Source organism: Polyangium jinanense (assembly GCF_028435265.1).
Classification (GTDB): domain Bacteria; phylum Myxococcota_A; class Polyangia; order Polyangiales; family Polyangiaceae; genus Polyangium; species Polyangium jinanense.
In genome coordinates this window covers 26,056-43,405 of record NZ_JAGTJK010000023.1, presented here as the reverse complement: position 1 = coordinate 43,405, position 17,350 = coordinate 26,056, and the positions used below count along the sequence as shown (strand labels likewise).

12 protein-coding genes are annotated in these 17,350 nt (G+C 65.7%); all 12 read left to right on the top strand.

All coding sequences use genetic code 11. The features are described from left to right. Positions 1 to 298: 298 nt before the first annotated feature. The 12 genes from KEG38_RS32230 to KEG38_RS32175 all read left to right on the top strand — a co-directional run bounded on the left by KEG38_RS32230 (position 299) and on the right by KEG38_RS32175 (position 17,348). The gene (locus KEG38_RS32230; protein ID WP_272423817.1) at positions 299 to 2,008 is read left to right on the top strand and encodes a hypothetical protein; all 1,710 of its coding nucleotides are present in this window, start codon (positions 299 to 301) and stop codon (positions 2,006 to 2,008) included. Continuing rightward, on the top strand, positions 2,005 to 2,463 hold the full coding sequence (locus KEG38_RS32225; protein WP_272423816.1) for a transglutaminase-like domain-containing protein: 459 nt from the start codon (positions 2,005 to 2,007) through the stop codon (positions 2,461 to 2,463). The genes KEG38_RS32230 and KEG38_RS32225 overlap by 4 nt, the downstream gene beginning before the upstream one ends. A 4-nt stretch (positions 2,464 to 2,467) precedes the next feature. Continuing rightward, the gene (locus KEG38_RS32220; RefSeq protein ID WP_272423814.1) at positions 2,468 to 3,217 is read left to right on the top strand and encodes a P-loop NTPase family protein; all 750 of its coding nucleotides are present in this window, start codon (positions 2,468 to 2,470) and stop codon (positions 3,215 to 3,217) included. Next, complete coding sequence (locus tag KEG38_RS32215) at positions 3,214 to 3,849, top strand: hypothetical protein (protein ID WP_272423813.1); 636 nt, start codon at positions 3,214 to 3,216, stop codon at positions 3,847 to 3,849. The genes KEG38_RS32220 and KEG38_RS32215 overlap by 4 nt, the downstream gene beginning before the upstream one ends. After that, a complete protein-coding gene (locus KEG38_RS32210; protein ID WP_272423812.1) occupies positions 3,846 to 6,749 on the top strand; it encodes a hypothetical protein in 2,904 nt (967 codons plus the stop codon). The genes KEG38_RS32215 and KEG38_RS32210 overlap by 4 nt, the downstream gene beginning before the upstream one ends. Before the next feature lie 143 nt (positions 6,750 to 6,892). Continuing rightward, positions 6,893 to 7,591: a hypothetical protein gene (locus KEG38_RS32205; protein ID WP_272423810.1), complete on the top strand. Its 699-nt coding sequence runs from the start codon at positions 6,893 to 6,895 to the stop codon at positions 7,589 to 7,591. Between the two features lie 109 nt (positions 7,592 to 7,700). Further along, a complete protein-coding gene (locus tag KEG38_RS32200) occupies positions 7,701 to 8,189 on the top strand; it encodes a hypothetical protein (RefSeq protein WP_272423808.1) in 489 nt (162 codons plus the stop codon). 19 nt (positions 8,190 to 8,208) lie between these two features. Then, the gene (locus tag KEG38_RS32195) at positions 8,209 to 9,423 is read left to right on the top strand and encodes a hypothetical protein (RefSeq protein ID WP_272423806.1); all 1,215 of its coding nucleotides are present in this window, start codon (positions 8,209 to 8,211) and stop codon (positions 9,421 to 9,423) included. Positions 9,424 to 9,452: 29 nt separating this feature from the next. Beyond that, positions 9,453 to 9,848 carry a hypothetical protein gene (locus KEG38_RS32190; RefSeq protein ID WP_272423805.1) on the top strand — a complete coding sequence of 132 codons (396 nt, stop codon included), beginning with the start codon at positions 9,453 to 9,455 and terminating at the stop codon, positions 9,846 to 9,848. A gap of 18 nt (positions 9,849 to 9,866) precedes the next feature. Next, the gene (locus KEG38_RS32185) at positions 9,867 to 10,844 is read left to right on the top strand and encodes a hypothetical protein (protein ID WP_272423804.1); all 978 of its coding nucleotides are present in this window, start codon (positions 9,867 to 9,869) and stop codon (positions 10,842 to 10,844) included. Positions 10,845 to 11,015: 171 nt separating this feature from the next. Then, entirely contained in the window at positions 11,016 to 11,828 is an 813-nt protein-coding gene (locus tag KEG38_RS32180) for a SpoIID/LytB domain-containing protein (RefSeq protein WP_272423803.1), read from the top strand. 222 nt (positions 11,829 to 12,050) lie between these two features. After that, positions 12,051 to 17,348, top strand: coding sequence for a DEAD/DEAH box helicase family protein (locus KEG38_RS32175; protein WP_272423802.1), 5,298 nt, complete (start codon positions 12,051 to 12,053; stop codon positions 17,346 to 17,348). Positions 17,349 to 17,350: the final 2 nt, after the last annotated feature.

Genomic DNA, 17,350 nt, shown 5'->3' with positions numbered 1-17,350 from the left:
ACGACGACCGAGGGGGCCGAAATCACATGATTTCGGAAGGGGGTCTAAAATTATGACAAACCAGACACGGGCAAATCCCCGGGCAATTTGCGATCGGGCCCCTGAGAGATGGGCTGGAGGGCCCCTCGAGTGAGCCCCTGGAGGAGCGCCGAATTTGCAACAGGCCCATGTCCGAAAGCTGATTAGTTTCAGCGCCTTAACTTAGCGCGCGAGAATTTTTGGCGTCATGACGCCAGAGACTTTCTTCGTAGCGGCCATTGCGCCATTCAGCATTTCGATACACACATTCCAGAACGCCATGAAGAAGAAAGAGCCGGACGACGAGCTCGACGGGACCCCTCCGTCCGCCGAGCAGGAAGCCGAAGACTATGGAGGGCACCCTCTCTTTCCTCGACCGGAAACCGAAAGTGGTCCCGATCTCCGCCGCTTCGACATCATCCAGTTGCACCGCTGGTACGGCCCCAAGAACGAATACTACGAACGCTGTCCGCGTGACTTCCTGGGCTCCGAGCTGCGGAACTTGGAGCAGATCGTCGAGATGTTCGGCGGCCAGTGTACCTATCAGGCCGTCGCGAAGTGCAGCAAGACGCATCGCTACCAGGCGCACTCCGAGAAGTGGTACGTCGACGGTCCGCCACGAAAGCCCTTTTACGAGGAAGCTCGGCGTACTCCGCCTACCCAACCGGATCCCAATGCTCCTCATGGGCAGGGTCCCTGGGGGCAACCGCCCGGCGCGCCGCCGTGGGGGCCGCACGCGGGCCCGTATCCAGGGTATCCGCCGCATTACTACCCGCCTCCGCCTCCGGCTCCACCTCCGCCCCAGCAGCAGAGCATGGACATCCTCGGCTTGATGCAACTCTTGCTCGATCGGGACGCGAAGACTCGAGCGGCTGAAGTTCAGGCCCGAGCGCAAGTCGAGGTTGCTCAGCTCCAGTACCAGCAGTCGCTCCTGAAGCTCGCGACGGAACGGCCCAATGGATTGGAGCAGGCGCGCGAGATCTTCGAGTTCACGAAGAGCGTGCAGCCCCCCACGCCCCGCGAAGACTCGGGCCCGTGGAAGGAGGCATTCGAGGCGATGAAGGACGCGAAGGTACAGGGTGGCGGGGAGAATGGCGACGAGTTGTCCCTGACGACCCTGGCCCCGATCTTGACCAGTCTTGTGGACCTCGTGAAATCGAAGCGTGCGGAACCGCAGGCCCCGCAACCGCCCCCGCCACAGCCTGCGCCGGCTCCCCAGCCGGCTCCGCCACCGTCGGTATTCGATCCGGCGACGGGCGCGGTCTACGTGTTCGTGCCCGGAATCGGGCACTGCAGAGTGGTGGATCCGGCCACCGCGCAAGCCGCCCAGCAGCAGCCCGTCGCGCCGCCCGCGCAGCCGTTCACGCCGTCCCCGAAGCCGTTCGCGCAGCCCGCGCCCCAGCAGCCGTTCGCGCAGCCCGCGCCCCAGCAGCCGTTCGCGCAGCCCGCGTCCCAGCAGCCGTTCGCGCAGCCCCCCCGGCCGCAGCCCGCCGCGCAGCAGGCCCCGCCGGTGCCTTATCCCCAGCCGCAACCCGTCGCCCAGCCGCAGCCCGCCGCGCCGCCCGCGTACCTCCAGGCGCAGCCCGTCGTGCAGCAGGCCCCGCCGCTGGCGTATTCGCCGCCGCAGCCGGCCGCGCACCCGGTGAATGACACGTATCCGCCTCCCCCGGTCACCACCCAGGCGCCTTCGCCGCCGTTCGTACCGCGTGGCCTGCAGCCGTGGGGTCGGGTTGGCGAAACCGCCGGTGCTGCTTCGGACGACCCGTCGCAGCTCCTCTCGACCGCATTGGCGTCGATCCCGAACGGCCTGCCGCCCGACTTCGAGCAAACCGTCAGGGAGGCAATGAACTCGCCCATCGCCCAATCGATCACGAGCCATCCGAAGTTCAAGTCGATTCACGACGCTGCCAGCAAGGGCGAGCTGACCGCGGAAGAGGCGCAAGAGCAGGCGCTGACCTTCCTCAAGCGTGCCGTGGGAGGTGACTCGTGATTCGTGTCGGCGTGGTCCACTTTCCCTCGAACCTGGAGAAAGCCAGGTTCATGGCGGCGGGAAGCGTGGCGGATCTCCGCTTGCCGGAGGTGCAGCGCTGGGCGGCCGTATTCCGCAAGCTGCCGCTCGTCGAGCGTCCCGCTGCGATCCTCAAGTTCTGCCAGTATGCCATCGACTACGTCCGCGATCCGCGTCGTGAAGTGCTGGAAGATTCGGCCGTCACACTGATGCGGGGTTACGGCGACTGTGACGCGAAGGCGCGTGTCTTCGTGGCGCTCTGTCGCGCGAGCGGCGTTCCCGCGCGCGAGCATTGCGTGCGACCCGCACAGGACTTCCCGCACATTCTCGCCGAGGTGTGGGTAAACGGGCGGTGGCGCCGTGTTGATCCGACGATCCTCAATTCGTCGATCGACCGCATCCCGCCGTCGTCGACGGCCATCACGAACTACTGGTGACGCCATGAAGAAGTACCTACCGCCGCTTCGATGTGTCATCTGCCATCGCCGCAGGCCGCGAATTTGCGGTGGGTTCTGCTCGTGCGGCGCGTCCAGCTGGGAACTCGAGCCGCACGAGCCCCCGGCCGGCATCGTGGTTGACTCCCTCGACGCGTCGTTCGAGCGGTTGCGTCCCATGAAGTTTTCCTCCGTGCTTTCCGAGGCACTTGGCGGCGTGGTCCTCGGCTTGAAGATCCTCGTGGGCGGTTCGCCGGGCGCGGGGAAATCGACGCTCTGCGCGGAACTCGCATCGCAGATCGCCGAGAAGCTAGACGGGGAGGGCTACTGGCTCGACGGCGAGCAAAACAAGACGCTTGTCCAGGAGCTTTTCCAGCGGACCGGTTCGTCCTCGAGCCGGGTCAAGCTCGTGGGCCGCCGGCAGAAAGCCGGTGCGAAGATCGGCTGGCGTGATGCCCTGCAGGCGGTTCCGTCCTATGCCGCGGTGGTGATCATCGATTCGCTCCAGCGCTGGGCTACGAGCGTCGCGGAGCAAACGCTACTGCTCGAGCAACTCTCTGCCATGCCGCACACGGTGCTCGTTGTCTCACACTTCAACAAGGCAGGGCAGTTCGCGGGCCGCATCGGCAACGAATATGACGTCGATGCTACGGCCATCGTGAAGCCGAAAAGCATCGAGGTAACGAAATGTCGGTGGACACTCTGTCCCCGCGTTGTGCCTCGGCCTGCCATGGCGATGGAAGAAGGTGCCGGATGAACACCAGTCTACAGCCCCTCCGTATCAACTCGCTCCTCGCCCAGGCACTCGGCGGAGTCGTTCCGGGATCGAAAATGCTCATCGTCGGCCGTCCCGAGATGGGCATGGCGATGCTTTGCGCAGAGCTCCTCGTCAAGATCGTCCCGGCGCTGCGTCAGGGCGCGTACTGGTTGGATGCGGCACGCAACCCGTCTGCCATCTTCGGACTCGTCGACCATATACCCTTCGGCTTTTCACGGCTGGACGTCGTGAGTCAGGCCAAGGATCTCGACCCGCCTACCATCTGGCGGGAGGTACTGAGCAACGAAATGCGCCGTGGAGCTGTGGTCGTCGTCGACTCGCTCGAGCGTTGGGCATCCGGCCCTGCCGAGCAAAAAGCGTTGATCGAGCAACTCGCGATGAGGCCGGATACGGGATTCGTGCTGTCGTACGTCGACCAGAGGCCTCAGCTCGCACAGCACGTCGAAACTTTCTTCGACGCCGTGGCAATCGTGAATTCGGATTGCATCGAGGTGACACAATGCAGGTGGACGCCCGGTCCCCGCGTGGTCTCTCGGCGGCCCATGACTACCGAGGAGGTCGCATCTCGCGACGAACACAAACCGCAACAACGCAAAGGAGGCACGGGATGAAAGCCATCACGTTGTCATACGATTCCGGGGGCTGGGAAACCGGCAACCCGGAAGGCGAAGGAGAGGCGCCAGGCGAAGACACTGGCGACTTCATGGACACGCTCGCATCGCTCTTTGGCGGTGGGGGCAGTAACAACGGTTCGCCCAGTGGCGGGAGCCTCGGGGAGAGCCTGGGATCGCTCGCGGGCGCGGGGCTTGGAAGCCTCGTCGGTCCCGCGGGCACGGCCATCGGTGCGGGCCTCGGAAAGGTGGTCGGCGGCGGCGTCGAGCGCCTCGTCAAGGTGCAAACGACGCAGGCGGGTCCGGCATCCCGAGGCCCGAAGCGGCTGTCGCAAAACGAGCGGCGGATCCTTGCGAAGGGTCAGGAGATGACGAGGCGCACGGGGAACCCTGCGTATGCCGAGGAGGCTTCGCTGCGCGTATATCGGCCTGCCGAGTACCGACGCCGGCGCGCGGCCGGCACCTTGCCGACGCAAGGGCTTCCGCCTCCGTCGTCGCGCGCGCCTTCGCAGCTTCCGCCGCCCTCGCGACCGCGGATCGCGTTCCCAATGATGGCCCCGCAGTTCGAGGAGGCGCGGAGAGTCGAGCCGCCCGTCCTCGACGCGTTCGAGGAGGAATACAACGAGACCGCGGCTCCGGATCCGAGGCCGCGCCCCGTGCGGCATACGTCGGTCACGCCACTGCCGCGCGAATACATGGAGATGCTCGTCCGCGACGTCCCGACCGTCAAAAGCCTCGATCCGCGGCTCCTGCGTCTCGCCTCCGGTACGGTGAGCGTCGCGCGGGACGTCTCCGGCGTCGATCCCTCGACGGGCACGTATCATGCGTTGCCCGGAGAAACCCCGCACGGGGTCACGAAGAAGCTCACCGGGCAGGTCGAGCGTGTCGCCGAGCTGCTCGCGGCAAACCCGGGCAAACAGGAGTCGTCGCCGGTATGGAACATCCCGCCGGGGTGGCTCGTGTACGATCGCGAGACGGGTGCGCTGGCGACGGCGCGCAAGTATGTCGTTCAGCAGGGCGATTCGCCGTTCTCGATCGCGAAGAAGCTCGGCGCGAGCGCAAGGCCGAAGTGGTTCTCCGAGTTGCGCGCGGCGAACCCGCAGAAGCCCGTGAAGAACGGGAACTTCGTGTCGCTGCACTCGGGCGAGGAGCTCGGCGTTCCCGACGATTGGCCGGAGAATCCGCTGGCGGTTCCCGTCAGCGGCGCGGCGCCTCCGTCGCAGAGCACGCCGCAATTGCCGTCGTCGTCGTCGACGCCGCAGCCTCCTGCTCCGGCGCCGAGTCCCGGGCTTCCCGGTCCCGGGCAGAACTCGACGATGGACCCGGGCGCCATCCTCCAGGTGCAGCTCATGCTGGCGCGCTGGGGGCGGCGGAACCCGGCGGCCATCAATCCGAGCGACTTCGGCAACACCTACGATTTCACCTCGACGATGACGCCCCGCACCGTGCAGGCGATTCAGTCGTTTCAGCTCTGGTGGAATCGCGAGCGACCGCTGCGACCGCTGCGCATGGATGGCGTGCTCGATAACGACACGATGGCTGCGATCAAAGAGGCCGAGCAGGTCGCGAGCAGTTATCCGGGGATCCCGGGAATGCAGGTGCCGTCGCCGCCTCAGCCGGGCCCGACCACGCAGCAGTACCCGTTCCCGCAGTCCCCTCCGCCGGGATGGCCGGCCAATCTCCCGTGGCCTCCATTCCCGGTTCCGGGCCAAACCCCACCGCAGCCGCAGCCGGTTCCGCAGCAACAACAGCCGGCCCCGCAGCAGCCGCAGCCGGTTCCGCAGCAACAGCAGCCGGCCCCTCAGCAGCAACAGCCGGCCCCGCAGCAGCAGCCGAGCCAGACGGCGCCGCAGTTCCCGTTTCCGCAGTCGCCCCCGCCGGGATGGCCGCCCAATTACCCATGGCCGCCGTTTCCAATTCCCGGCCAGACGGCACCGCAGCAGCAGCCGGCGCCCCAACAGCAACAGCAGCCGGCGCCCCAACAGCAACAGCAGCCGGCGCCCCAGCAGCAGCAACAACCGCAGCAACCCCAGCAGTCGCAGCAATGGCCCTACGGCTGGCCGTGGGGGTGGCCGTGGGGATGGCCGTGGGGTCAAGTCCCGGGGCAGCAACCACAGCAGCAGCCGGCGCCGCAGCAGCAACAGCAACCGGCGCCGCAGCAGCAACAGCAGCCGCAACCGGCTCCGCAGCAAGGGCCAGCTCCTGCGCCGTTTCCGTTCCCGTTCCCCAACCTGCCGCCATGGTTGGCGATGCCCAATATACCGAACATCTCGACGACCTCGGCCCCGGCGCCCGCACCTGCGCCGACGGGGCAGACGGCGCCGAGCTCGGCCTCCCCACCGTTCGACACGCACATGCCCGAGGATCAGCGGCAGATCCTCCGCCACATCCTGCAAAACGAGACGCGCGTCGATGCCCTCATCATGGGCGCGAACATGTACGACGCCATGGGTTATCCCTTGGCCGGACAAGCATGCCGCGCCAGAGCGGTCGCACTCGCGGCGGTTCTCGATTCGCACATGCCCGAGGACCTGCGGCAGATCGTTCGGAGCATTCTCCAGAACGAGACGCGCGCCGATTCTCTCGACTGGGCCGCGAACGTATACGAGGCCATGGGGTACCCCATGGCTGCGCAGGCGCTTCGCAGCCGATCGCAGTACCTCAAGTCGGCGCCGCCCGCTCAACAGCAGTCGCCCGGACCTTATCCGATGCCGGCTCCCGTGCCGTACCCGGCGCCCGTGCCGGTTCCGGCTCCCTGGTTCCCGCCGTCGACGGATGACAACGACGAGCAGCCGCCTGTGGTGACGTATACCCCGGACGATGGCTCGCAGACCGCAGGCAACGATACGTCGTTGATGCCGATGCTCGCACTTCTGGGAGCCGGCCTGGCGTTCACGTAGTCAGAAAGGGGTTCGTCATGCCGTTGTTCTTCCTCCCCTCTTGGTGGTGGAAATGGTGGCAGCAAAAGCAGGAGCAAGAACAGGACCGGGCCCCGGTCCCCATGTTCTTCCGGTGGTATCACCGTGACGGACAAATCGCGAAAATGTCCCTCGCTTCGCTGGAGGTTGCGAAGCGAGAAGCTTGGCTCGAGCTCGACCAGAAGGCGCTCGCGCGGGTCTTCCGTGCGTTCGTCCTGCTCTCCCTCCAGGTGGCGCCGCTCTCTGCGGAGCCGCGGACGCTGGGCGAGCTCGGGCCGCATCTTTACAGCACGCCGGACCGCAACGCTGCGGGCTCCGCGATTGCACGTACTCTCGTGCTTCTCGCGCCCCGCAACGTGCTCGCGCGTTCGGACATCGTGACCGAGGAGTCCGAGAAGGGCAGCGGCGAATTCGAGACGGGCGCTGCGCCGCTGCTCATCGTCCTCCTCGCGACGGCCTCCGCCCTTGCCGCGGCCTATCTGGGCAACGTCGTGGGCGAGTCCGTTCACGCCGTGAACTTCGACGACGAGGTCACGAAACGCATGCTGTCCACGCAGGCGCGCGCGATCGAGGTGCTCTCCATGCACGTCGAGCGCGAGCGCATTGCAGGGCGCGAGCTGCCCTTCGACGAGACGGAGCGCCAGCTCCTCGTCTCGCTCGAAGACACGCAGCGCAAGCTCGCGACCCTGCAACGCAGGCCCCTTCCGACACCGTTCGAGGGGGCAACGGAATTCGCTCGCTCTGCGACGGCTTCGCTGCTGCCGCTGGGCATGCTTTTGATGGTCTCCCTGTACGTCCTCAACAACCCGCAACGGAGGAACTGAGACAATGCCATCCAACAACCGAGAAAGTACCGTGCGCGTGGACCGGAGCCTGGTCGCGGTCCCGCGCTACAAGCTGGAGAAAATCCAGCGTATGGAGCGACGCCGGCACATGGCGCGAACTGCTGGGAAGGGCGTCCTCTATATGGCCATCGTGGGCGGGATCGTCGCCTTTCTCGCGAATCTCGATGATTTGAAGCAGAGCAAGGAGGCGAAGGATCACTGGTGGCTGGTGCCGGTCGCGGCGCTGGTGATCGGATACATGCTGAAAAAGCGAGGCCACCCCTATGCGGCTGCGGTGCTCGCCGTGGGCGGCGCCCTTTTCGCGCTCGCGTACGCCGCGCATTCGAAGCAAGTGCAGGCGCAGCCCGCGCAGCAGCAGCTGCCGCCCGCGCCGAAGCAGCAGCTCGCGCCGAAGAAGGAGACGGGCGCGCCGCTCGGAGGCGGGGCGCCCATCAACATGCTCCCGACGCCCGACGGTGGGCTCTGGGTGCAGGCGCCCGACGGCCAGATCGTGCGCATCTCGCGCGAGCAGCTCGCGCCGGTGAACCAGTTCGCGCAACGCTTCATGCAGTCGCCCGCGTTTCGGCGCGCGGCGTGAACGATAGGGAGAAGAATATATGACGCACAACATCGATCCCGGGAAGGTGCAGAGCATTCTCGATGTCTTCGATCGTTTGGACGCGGAGAATGAAACCGCGGCTCCCGGCGACGACCTGGACTTCGACGACACCGCCGGCCCCGACGACGACGACGACGAGGTCGCAGGCGCCGAACTCGAGGCGGAGGACGGCGACACCGGCGACATCCGTACGTTCCAGAAGCGGGGCCGTCACCAGATCTCGCTCGAGGAGGCACGCGCTCTCCAGATGCGTGCCCGGAAGCGCGGACAGCGCGTCGGAGCGAAGAAGGTGCAGGCGAAGGTGAAGAAGCGCGCGCCGAGTGCGCCGCGGTTGCAACTCCCGCCCAACATGATCCCGCCCCAGGCCGGGACGCAACAGCTCTTCGACAAGTGGAAGCGGAAGGGCGAGCCCTTCGTCGTTCGCCAAGAGGGCCATTATTATGCCGTGGCCGAGATCCGTTGCATCTGCGAGGGCACGGCGAAGAACGCCTATTGCCGCATCCCCGCGGGGCAATACAAGTTCTTCGAGCGCGCGGTCGGCGACGACATCACGTTCCTCGGCACCGTGGCCGGGCAGGTGACGACGAACCTGACCAACCTGCAACGCCCCTCGAAGAACACCTACAACGAGCAGGATTTCCTCATCCGCTCGATTACGATGCAGGAGGCCGGCCTGCGCGTGCGGTACGACGCGAACGACATCGCGCAGATTCCAAACGTCGGCGCCGCCGAATCCGTCCTCCTGGGCCGGGCGTGGTTGTGGGATGACGCGGGCGCGTTCCTGCCGAAGGAGATTTTCCACGACTTCTCCGGCGAGAACCTCCTCTACCGCGCGCTCCGGCGCTCGGGCGTCTTGTTCTTCAATTGGGACAAGCGCCGCACCGGCGGGAATGGCACGACGCGGCAGGTGCTCATCGACCACCTCCGCAACGTGCCGGACACGAAGGTGAAGAGCCTCTCGCGCACGTCCGGCGGTGCGCCCGTGTTGCCCGTGCCCGATGGATACATCTTCACGGACAACCCCGAGCGGAGCGAGGAGGGCGCGTTCTCCGCGGTGATCATGGTCCACGAGGACATCGCGTTCCCGATCAAACCCATCGAGCTCGGCGGCATGGGACCGATGAAGCCGGTGGAGATCGGTCTCTACGTCCAGCTCTCGCTCAATGGCGTGAGCTTCGAGCATGCGAAGCGGGCCCAGGCCATTTCGGCGTGATGTCCCCTTAGCGAAGAAACGGTGATGATATGAGCGTGGCAGAGATCGACAGCGAAAAGGCGATGAACGTGGTCGAGACGGATCCAAATCGTGGACCGTCGAACCATTGCGTCATCATCATGGAGCAGCCTCCTCTCGATGGAGAAGACCCGGCTCCACGCTGGCGCGTCTCTGCCACGCTTACTTTGCGGGATGATGTGTTGGGGCCCGACCCGATCCAGGCCGATCTGCCCGTGGTCGTGATCGGGCCCCTCGTTCACAAGCGGCAGATCATGGCGGTCGCGAGATACCCGAGCCGTGTGGCGCAGTGGTCGTTTCGGTTCGAGAGCGACGACGGCAGAGCGAAGGCACGGGTGTGGTTGCACCCGGGCAACTCCACGACGGGGGAGTGCGGCATCCTCGTGGTGGCGCATGATCCGGTTTGACCGAGTCGGGAGGTACGGATGGATAAGTGGCTGCCCAACGAACGGTGGTACGACGATCTGGACGTGCTTGGTAGCGACTATTATCAGAGCACGCCTGGAATCCACCTCGACCCCGGCATGAATCCAAGCTGGCGGGGCGCGTTCCGAACCTTCATCGAGCATTTAACCGATCTCCCGTCTATTCTCTTTTGGGTGAACACCTTCGAGAAGGCGGGGCACGCCTATGCTGCGCAGGCGCTACGTGACCGCGCACATGCGCTCACGGTGCCGCTCGACATGCCGGCAGACAAGCAACCCATGGTTCGATGGCTCCTGATGGACGAGACGCGTCCCGCGCTGCTCATCGAGGCCGCCAAAGAATACGAGGCCATGGGATACAGAGCCGCAGGAAACGTCCTCCGGGACCGAGTTGCGCTCCTCCGGATCGCACGTCGGAGAGTCGTCTCGGCGCCGGAGATCGTGTCGCCGTGGATACCGAAGCCTTCGGGGGCATCGTTGCCCATTGAGCCGTGGTATGACGATCTCGATGTGCTCGGGAGCGAGGGGTACCAGAAGAACCCAGGGCTCCACCATGAGAACGCCATTCAAGGCACCGCGGCGCTCGATCTCATGGTCAAGGCCGCGAGTTACGATCTCGGCCAGATCCTGCGGTGGGCCAAGGAGTACGAATCCGCGAAACTGCCTGTCGCTGCGCAGGCGATGCGGGATCGTGCGGCCACCCTTCTGCTGCCGTTCGATCTGGGGATGTCCCAAGCGGAGCAATTTTACGCTCAGGTCCACTTCCAGTATGAGACGCGCCCCTTGATGCTGCTGGAGGCGGCTCGAGAGCTGGAAGCGCATGGCCGTGTACTTGCTGGGAATGCACTGCGTGAGCGGGCCGCCCTGCTGCGTGTAGCCAGTCGTCGGCGTCAGCCGTCCCCCGAGATCGTTTGGCCGTGGCCAGGGCTTCCCGAGGGGCAAGTACCCAAGCCGCAGCCGATGCGACCGCGGTCTTGAACGGAGGGACTCGTGGATCCTGCAGGACTGCGCTCCGAGATTCTGAATGCATGGCCCCTCGCAGTGAGGTCGCAAGGGATTACGCCGCCCGAACTGCAGGCCGTTCAGGCAGTCGTTGCTCAGATCGCATGGCCGGTCCCGGACGCGTTGCGCCGGCTGTACAGGGAGACGGTGACAGCGAAAGCGTTGAAGTGGGGCGAGATCGGCGCGGTCGCCGAGGCGCTGAAGTGGCGTAGGTGGTTGCCCATGCCGCCGCCCGATGTGCTCTGGGAGCGAAAGCGAGAGATGGCGCGGAAGCTGCGCGAGCCCATGTGGGTGCCGGTGGCGCATGCTGAGCTCGAGGAGGCGCCGGAGCGGATTCTCACGGTCGAGGGGTGGCTTTCGCTCGAGGAGGAGTATCTGCCGCGCGTGTGCGCCGGGGAGCATCTGCACGCGCACCCGGAGGCGAAGGCCGCGATCGTGATCGCGGCGAGGACGTTCGTGCTGCGGGCGATGCGGGATCATCCGACACTCGGGCGAGTGACGCCGATCAAGAATGGGGCGATGTTCCAGGCGTTCGCGCGGCGCGCGAGCGAGGAATGCGTGGCGGCAGCGCAGCGGACCAGGGGGTTCGTGATGCGGTACGGGGGCAAGTTGATTCTGGCGAATCACGTCGCGGGTGCACCGTGGCGGGAGGATGGCTCGCGGGAGCTGGATGCGTCCGGCACGGAAAAATACGTGACGTATAACTTTGGACGGAGCGGCGCCGATGTGATTCCGACGCGGCTTGCTCTGACGACACATCCCGGAAATCGAGGATGCCTGAGCCAGAACGGAGCGCACTGGCTCGGTGACCATGGGCTCGATTGCGAGAAGATCTTGCGATTCTTCTACGGAGAGGACATCAAAATCGTGCAGTTTGGGGTGCGCCAGGTGGGGAGCTTGGCGGGGCTCGTCGCCCTTGCGGCGCTCGGGGTGTTCGGGCTCGGCGTGGATGGGAAGTAGTGAAGAGGGGGGAGGAAGTCTCGACGTGCCATCAGCGCGCGCAGCGCGTCGAGGTGGGCCCATCGCTCGCGAGGGGAAAAACGCCGCGCCCAGCTCTCCGGGATCGACGGCACGTTAGGGATGATCCTCTTGTAACGTTCCCAGCACCTGGCGTAACCTGCCGTGCCCCTTTCGAGGCGCCTCTTCCGCGCCATGAGCCACCTCTGCTGACCGCCCAGACCCATGGACGTCTTCTCCCTCCGTGACGCCGTCATCGACGAGTACAAGCGCTTCGCCACCTCGTTCACGACCATCCACGCCGAGGACATCCGGCTACGGGTCGAGGCGATCTACGCACAGGAGCGCTACTGGCCCGAGCCGCTCATCCAGATCAACCCCAACTTCCAGCGCGGTGCGTCCATCACCGACCTCGTCGCCTCCGGGCTGCTCGAGCCCGGGTGCGCCGATATCTTTCGGGCCGGCGGCGGACCCCTCTTGCTCCACGAGCACCAGAAGCAAGCCATCGCGCTCGCTTACGACGGCGAGAGCTACGTCGTCACCACGGGCACCGGGTCGGGCAAATCTCTCTGCTTCTTCATCCCCATCGTCAATGCCGTGCTCGCCGAGAAGCGACGCGGCGGACCTCGACGTACGCGGGCCATCATCATCTACCCGATGAACGCGCTGGCCAACAGCCAGCTCGAAGAGCTCGACAAGTTCGTCAACAACGTTGCCGGGGAGAAGCCAATCACCTTCGAACGCTACACGGGGCAGGAGGACGCTGACACGCGGCGCCGGATCTCGGAAAACCCCCCGGACATCCTGCTCACGAACTTCATGATGCTCGAGCTCCTAATGACCCGGCAGGATGACATCGATCGACGCGTCATTGGAAATTGCGCCGGTTTGCGATTCCTCGTGCTGGACGAGCTGCACACGTATCGCGGCAGGCAGGGCGCGGACGTCGCGCTCCTCGTGCGGCGCGTGCGCGAGCGTCTCTCGCCCGAGCGGCTTCAATGCATCGGCACCTCCGCGACCATGGCGAGTGAAGGCACCTTGGAGGACAAGAGCCGCGTCGTCGCGCGCATCGCGTCAAAGCTTTTCTCGACCGACATTCCCGAGAGCAACGTCATCGTCGAGTACCTCGATCGCGCCACGGATCGCTCGAAGGACGCCGTCAAGGTTCGCCCGCAGCTCGGCGCAGCAATCGACGCCGGCATTCTCCGCAACATCACTGACGCCGCATTACGCTCCCATCCGCTCGCCATCTGGGTTGAAACCAGCCTCGGCATCACCTTTTCCGATCCCGATCAGCGCTGGATCCGCGCCCGTCCGCGCACCGTCACGCAGGCCGTGGAGGCTCTCGCCGAGGAGTCCGGCCGCGATCCCGCGGCGTGCCGCACTGCCCTCCGAGATCTGCTCCTTATCTCCAGCCAGTCGGAGAGGGATCGCACCGGCGACCCGAACGCGAGCCAGCGCAGCTTCTTCGCCTTCAAGCTTCACCAGTTCATCTCGGGCGCCGGCAATGCTTTCGCCACTATCGAGAAGCCCGGGGTTCGTACGGTCACGGTCGATGGGCAGCAGTTCTCGCCAGACGCCCCCGAAAAGCGGCTGTATCCTGTGCACTTCTGCCGCGACTGCGGGCACGAGTACCACCCCGTGCGTCTGGTGGCGGAGGGAGGGGAGAAGCGGATCCTGGCTCGTGACATCGAGGACGCCCCTCCCACGCGCCCCGACGAGGACGAATCCAAGGGCGGAGAGGCCGAGACCGAAGCGCAGAACGAAGGCGACATCTTCGGCTTCCTCACGCCGCACGCAGCCGATGCCGATTTCACGTTCGAGAACCAAGTAACGGATTACCCGGAGACGTGGCTCGATTACGATGCTGCCGGCAATCCGCGCATCAAGTCCCATTACCGGGCCGCGCGGGCCCAGGAGTTCTTCGTCGAGCCCACGGGCAAGGTCGGTTCGGGCATCCGCGCCTGGTTCATGCCCGGCAAGTTCCGCTTCTGTCTGCGTTGCGGCGAGGTTCAAACCAGCGCGGCGAAGGACCGCACCCGCCTCGCAGCCCTGTCCGCCGAAGGCCGAAGCTCCGCGACTACCATCCTCGTCGGCAGCGCGCTCCGCTGGATGCACGCCGGTGATTCGGGACTCGACCGGTACACGCGCAAGCTCCTCGGCTTCACGGACAACCGGCAGGACGCCGCGCTCCAGGCGGGGCATTTCAACGACTTCCTCTTCGTGAGCCTCGTCCGGGCGGGGTTCCTCGGCGCGCTTGAGGTCGCGGGAGAGAACGGACTGCGAAGCGAGGAGTTGGGGCTCGCGCAGCAGAAGGCGCTCGGGTTCGAGCGGAAGAGCCCCGAGATCCGCGCCGAGTGGCTGCAAGACCCTGCGCTCAAGGGGATCAATCTGATGGACGCGGAAGATACACTCCGCAAGGTGCTCGCGTACCGTGTATGGTTCGACCAACGCCGCGGATGGCGCTACACGAATCCCAACCTCGAGCAGCTCGAGCTGGTGGAGGTCGCTTATCGTGGGCTCGACGAGCTGGCGGGGGACGCCTCGTACTTCGCGAACGCGCCCGAGATCCTCCGCTACGCGTCGCCCGAGGTGCGCACGAAGGTCTACGTCCAGCTCTTCGACTATCTCCGCCAGGGAATGGCGATACGGAGCCACGTCCTCGATGCGACGGTCATCGAGCAACTGCTCGCCAAATCCCATCAGTGGCTCCGCGCGCCGTGGGGCTTCAGCCGCGACGAGAAGCCGCGTCGTGCCCGATGGCTCCTGCTCACCCCTCCCAAGCGCCGCGACATGACCCTCCGGGATGAAGACCTGATCGTCCGAAGCGGGTCGCGGAGCGCGCTCGGAAAGAAGCTGCGCTCGCCGGCACTTTGGAGGTCCGCGGCCATTCGTGACCTGAAGTCGAAGGATTTCGACCTGCTTGTCAAGGCACTGCTCGAAGCAGCCTCGGAGTTCGGTCTCGTCACGAAGGAAGTGACGCCCTTTGATGACGCGGACGGCTGGAAGCTCAATGAGGGATGCATCATTTTCCGCAAGAGCAAGCCGAACGCCGACCACGCGCGCCCCGAGGAAAACAAGTTCTTCGTCAACCACTACGAGAACCTCGCCCGCATGCTCCGGGACCCGCAGCATCCGCTTTTTGGATTCGAGGCGCGCGAGCACACGGCGCAGGTCGACGGTGAAAAACGGAAGATCCGCGAGAAACGGTTTCGCTTTGGCGACAAGGAGCAGAGCGAGCTCGCGGGCATGCAGAAGGAGCTCCGCGATGCCGACGAGGCGAATCGGTTCCTCCCGGTCCTCTTCTGCTCTCCCACGATGGAGCTCGGCGTCGACATCTCGACCCTGAACGCCGTGCACCTGCGCAACGTGCCGCCGACGCCCGCGAACTACGCGCAGCGCAGTGGGCGCGCGGGCCGCAGCGGGCAGGCCGCTCTCGTGCTCACCTATTGCTCCTCGCAGAGCCCCCACGATCAATACTTCTTCCGCGATCCGAAGGCCATGGTGCACGGCGAAGTGCGTCCGCCGCTACTCGACCTTGCCAATCGTGATCTCGTGGAGAGCCATCTTCAGGCCGTATGGCTCGCGTGCACCGAAGAACCACTCGATCCTTCGATCTCGCAGCTCCTACGTCTTTCCGATCCTGCGCGCCCCCTCCGCGAAGAGGTACGCGAGCCCATGGCACGGCCGCACGTCGTACAGGAAGCGACGGAGCGTATCAAACGCGTCCTCGCGCTCCTCGAAGAGGACCTGACCGAAGAGTTCGCGCCCTGGTATCCGGGAATCGACGATTTCGCCGCTACCGTCGCCAGTACGGCGCTCGATCGGTTCGGGAAGGCGTTCGACCGGTGGCGTGATCTCTTCGCCGCTGCTGAACAGCAACGGGACGCGGCACGGCGCATCATGGACGACTATTCGGCGCCGCCGCAGGAAAAACGCACGGCGAAGAGCCGGCACGCGCAGGCGATCGATCAGCTAGATTTGCTTCAGCAAGGAAAAGACCAGAACTCGAGCGACTTCTACACGTATCGGTATCTCGCGACCGAGGGGTTTCTACCTGGCTACAACTTCCCTCGCTTGCCGCTCATGGCATATATACCCGCCACGAACGATGGTCGCGGACGACAAACATACCTCCAGCGTCCGCGTTTCCTCGCGCTCTCGGAGTTCGGCCCGCGCAGCCTCGTCTACCACGAGGGGCGCGCCTTCCGCGTTGTGCGTGCCATGCTCGCCATCGGCCACCGCAGCGCGGGCGCGGACGCCAAGCTGCCCACGAAGGCCCTCTACATTTGCCGGAGCTGCGGGGCCGGGCATTTCAAGGACGACGCGTCGAGCTGCCACGCCTGCGGGGCTCCGCTCGGCAAGTCAGACGTCGTGAATCACACATATCGGATCGAGAACGTATCCACGCTGCCGGCGGAGCGGATCACGGCGAACGACGAGGAGCGGCAGCGCCAGGGCTTCGAGCTCCAGACGACGTTCGAGTGGGCCATCCGCGATCACGAGCCCGACGTACGCAAGGGCGCAGCGATCGACGAAAACGGCGAGGTTGTCCGCGTCACCTACGGCCCCGGCGCGACGATCACCCGGATCAACAAGGGCCTGCGTCGCCGGGCCGACCGGAGCGTCTTCGGGTTCATGATCGACCCGGTCAGCGGCTACTGGGCACGCAACGAGGACGAGGACGGGGAGCCCGATCCCACGTCCGCGGCCAAGCAGCGCATCGTGCCCTGCGTGCAGGACCATAAAAATGCCCTGCTGGTCCAGATCGCCTCGGATGGCCTCTCGCTCATCACGGCGGCTACACTCCAGCACGCACTCCTCCGCGGCATCGAATCCGTGTTCCAGCTCGAGCAAGGCGAAGTCCTCGCGGAGCCCATGCCCACGCGTGATGAAAGACATGGCTTCTTGCTTTACGAGGCCGCCGAGGGCGGCGCGGGCGTACTTACGCGGCTCGTGGCCGAGGCTGGGAAAATCGCGGAGGTCGCGCGTCAGGCGCTCCGCATCATGCACTTCGACCTACGGGAGGACGCCGACGTGCCGGGCGACCCCCACGCGCTTACCGACGTGGCCGACACCGCCTGCGTTGCCGCCTGCTACCGCTGCCTGATGTCGTACTACAACCAGCCGGATCACGAGCAGATCGATCGTCGCGACGAGCTCGCCCGGAAGCTCCTCCTCCGCCTCGCACGCGCCCGCACCACCATCGTCACCGCGCCCGTCGCGAGGAGACCGAGCTCGCGCCCCGCTGGCCCGCCTGACTCCTCGCTCACGCGGTGGCTCGACATGGCCCGCCAGAAAGGCATCCCCCCGCACGACGGCCAACCATTCACGGATGGCGACGTATCGGTTCCTCTGGTTTGGCGGAGCCATTACGTCGTGGCATCCCTGGAGGCGCTCCCGGCCTCGACCGCGGCCAAGCTGGAAGATCAGGGGTTCGAGGTGATCACGTTCGATGAATCCGAAGCGGCCTGGCCTGATGTTTTCGCCCGTCTCGCGCAGGCGCTGGGGCGCGGAGATTGACC

What these genes read in the sequence shown, in the direction of transcription:
- KEG38_RS32195 (WP_272423806.1), top strand. Translation starts at nt 8,209, where the DNA reads ATGACGCACAACATCGATCCCGGGAAGGTGCAGAGCATTCTCGATGTC.
- KEG38_RS32190 (WP_272423805.1), top strand. Translation starts at nt 9,453, where the DNA reads ATGAGCGTGGCAGAGATCGACAGCGAAAAGGCGATGAACGTGGTCGAG.
- KEG38_RS32220 (WP_272423814.1), top strand. Translation starts at nt 2,468, where the DNA reads ATGAAGAAGTACCTACCGCCGCTTCGATGTGTCATCTGCCATCGCCGC.
- KEG38_RS32215 (WP_272423813.1), top strand. Translation starts at nt 3,214, where the DNA reads ATGAACACCAGTCTACAGCCCCTCCGTATCAACTCGCTCCTCGCCCAG.
- KEG38_RS32175 (WP_272423802.1), top strand. Translation starts at nt 12,051, where the DNA reads ATGGACGTCTTCTCCCTCCGTGACGCCGTCATCGACGAGTACAAGCGC.
- KEG38_RS32230 (WP_272423817.1), top strand. Translation starts at nt 299, where the DNA reads ATGAAGAAGAAAGAGCCGGACGACGAGCTCGACGGGACCCCTCCGTCC.
- KEG38_RS32205 (WP_272423810.1), top strand. Translation starts at nt 6,893, where the DNA reads ATGTCCCTCGCTTCGCTGGAGGTTGCGAAGCGAGAAGCTTGGCTCGAG.
- KEG38_RS32200 (WP_272423808.1), top strand. Translation starts at nt 7,701, where the DNA reads ATGGCGCGAACTGCTGGGAAGGGCGTCCTCTATATGGCCATCGTGGGC.
- KEG38_RS32185 (WP_272423804.1), top strand. Translation starts at nt 9,867, where the DNA reads ATGGATAAGTGGCTGCCCAACGAACGGTGGTACGACGATCTGGACGTG.
- KEG38_RS32210 (WP_272423812.1), top strand. Translation starts at nt 3,846, where the DNA reads ATGAAAGCCATCACGTTGTCATACGATTCCGGGGGCTGGGAAACCGGC.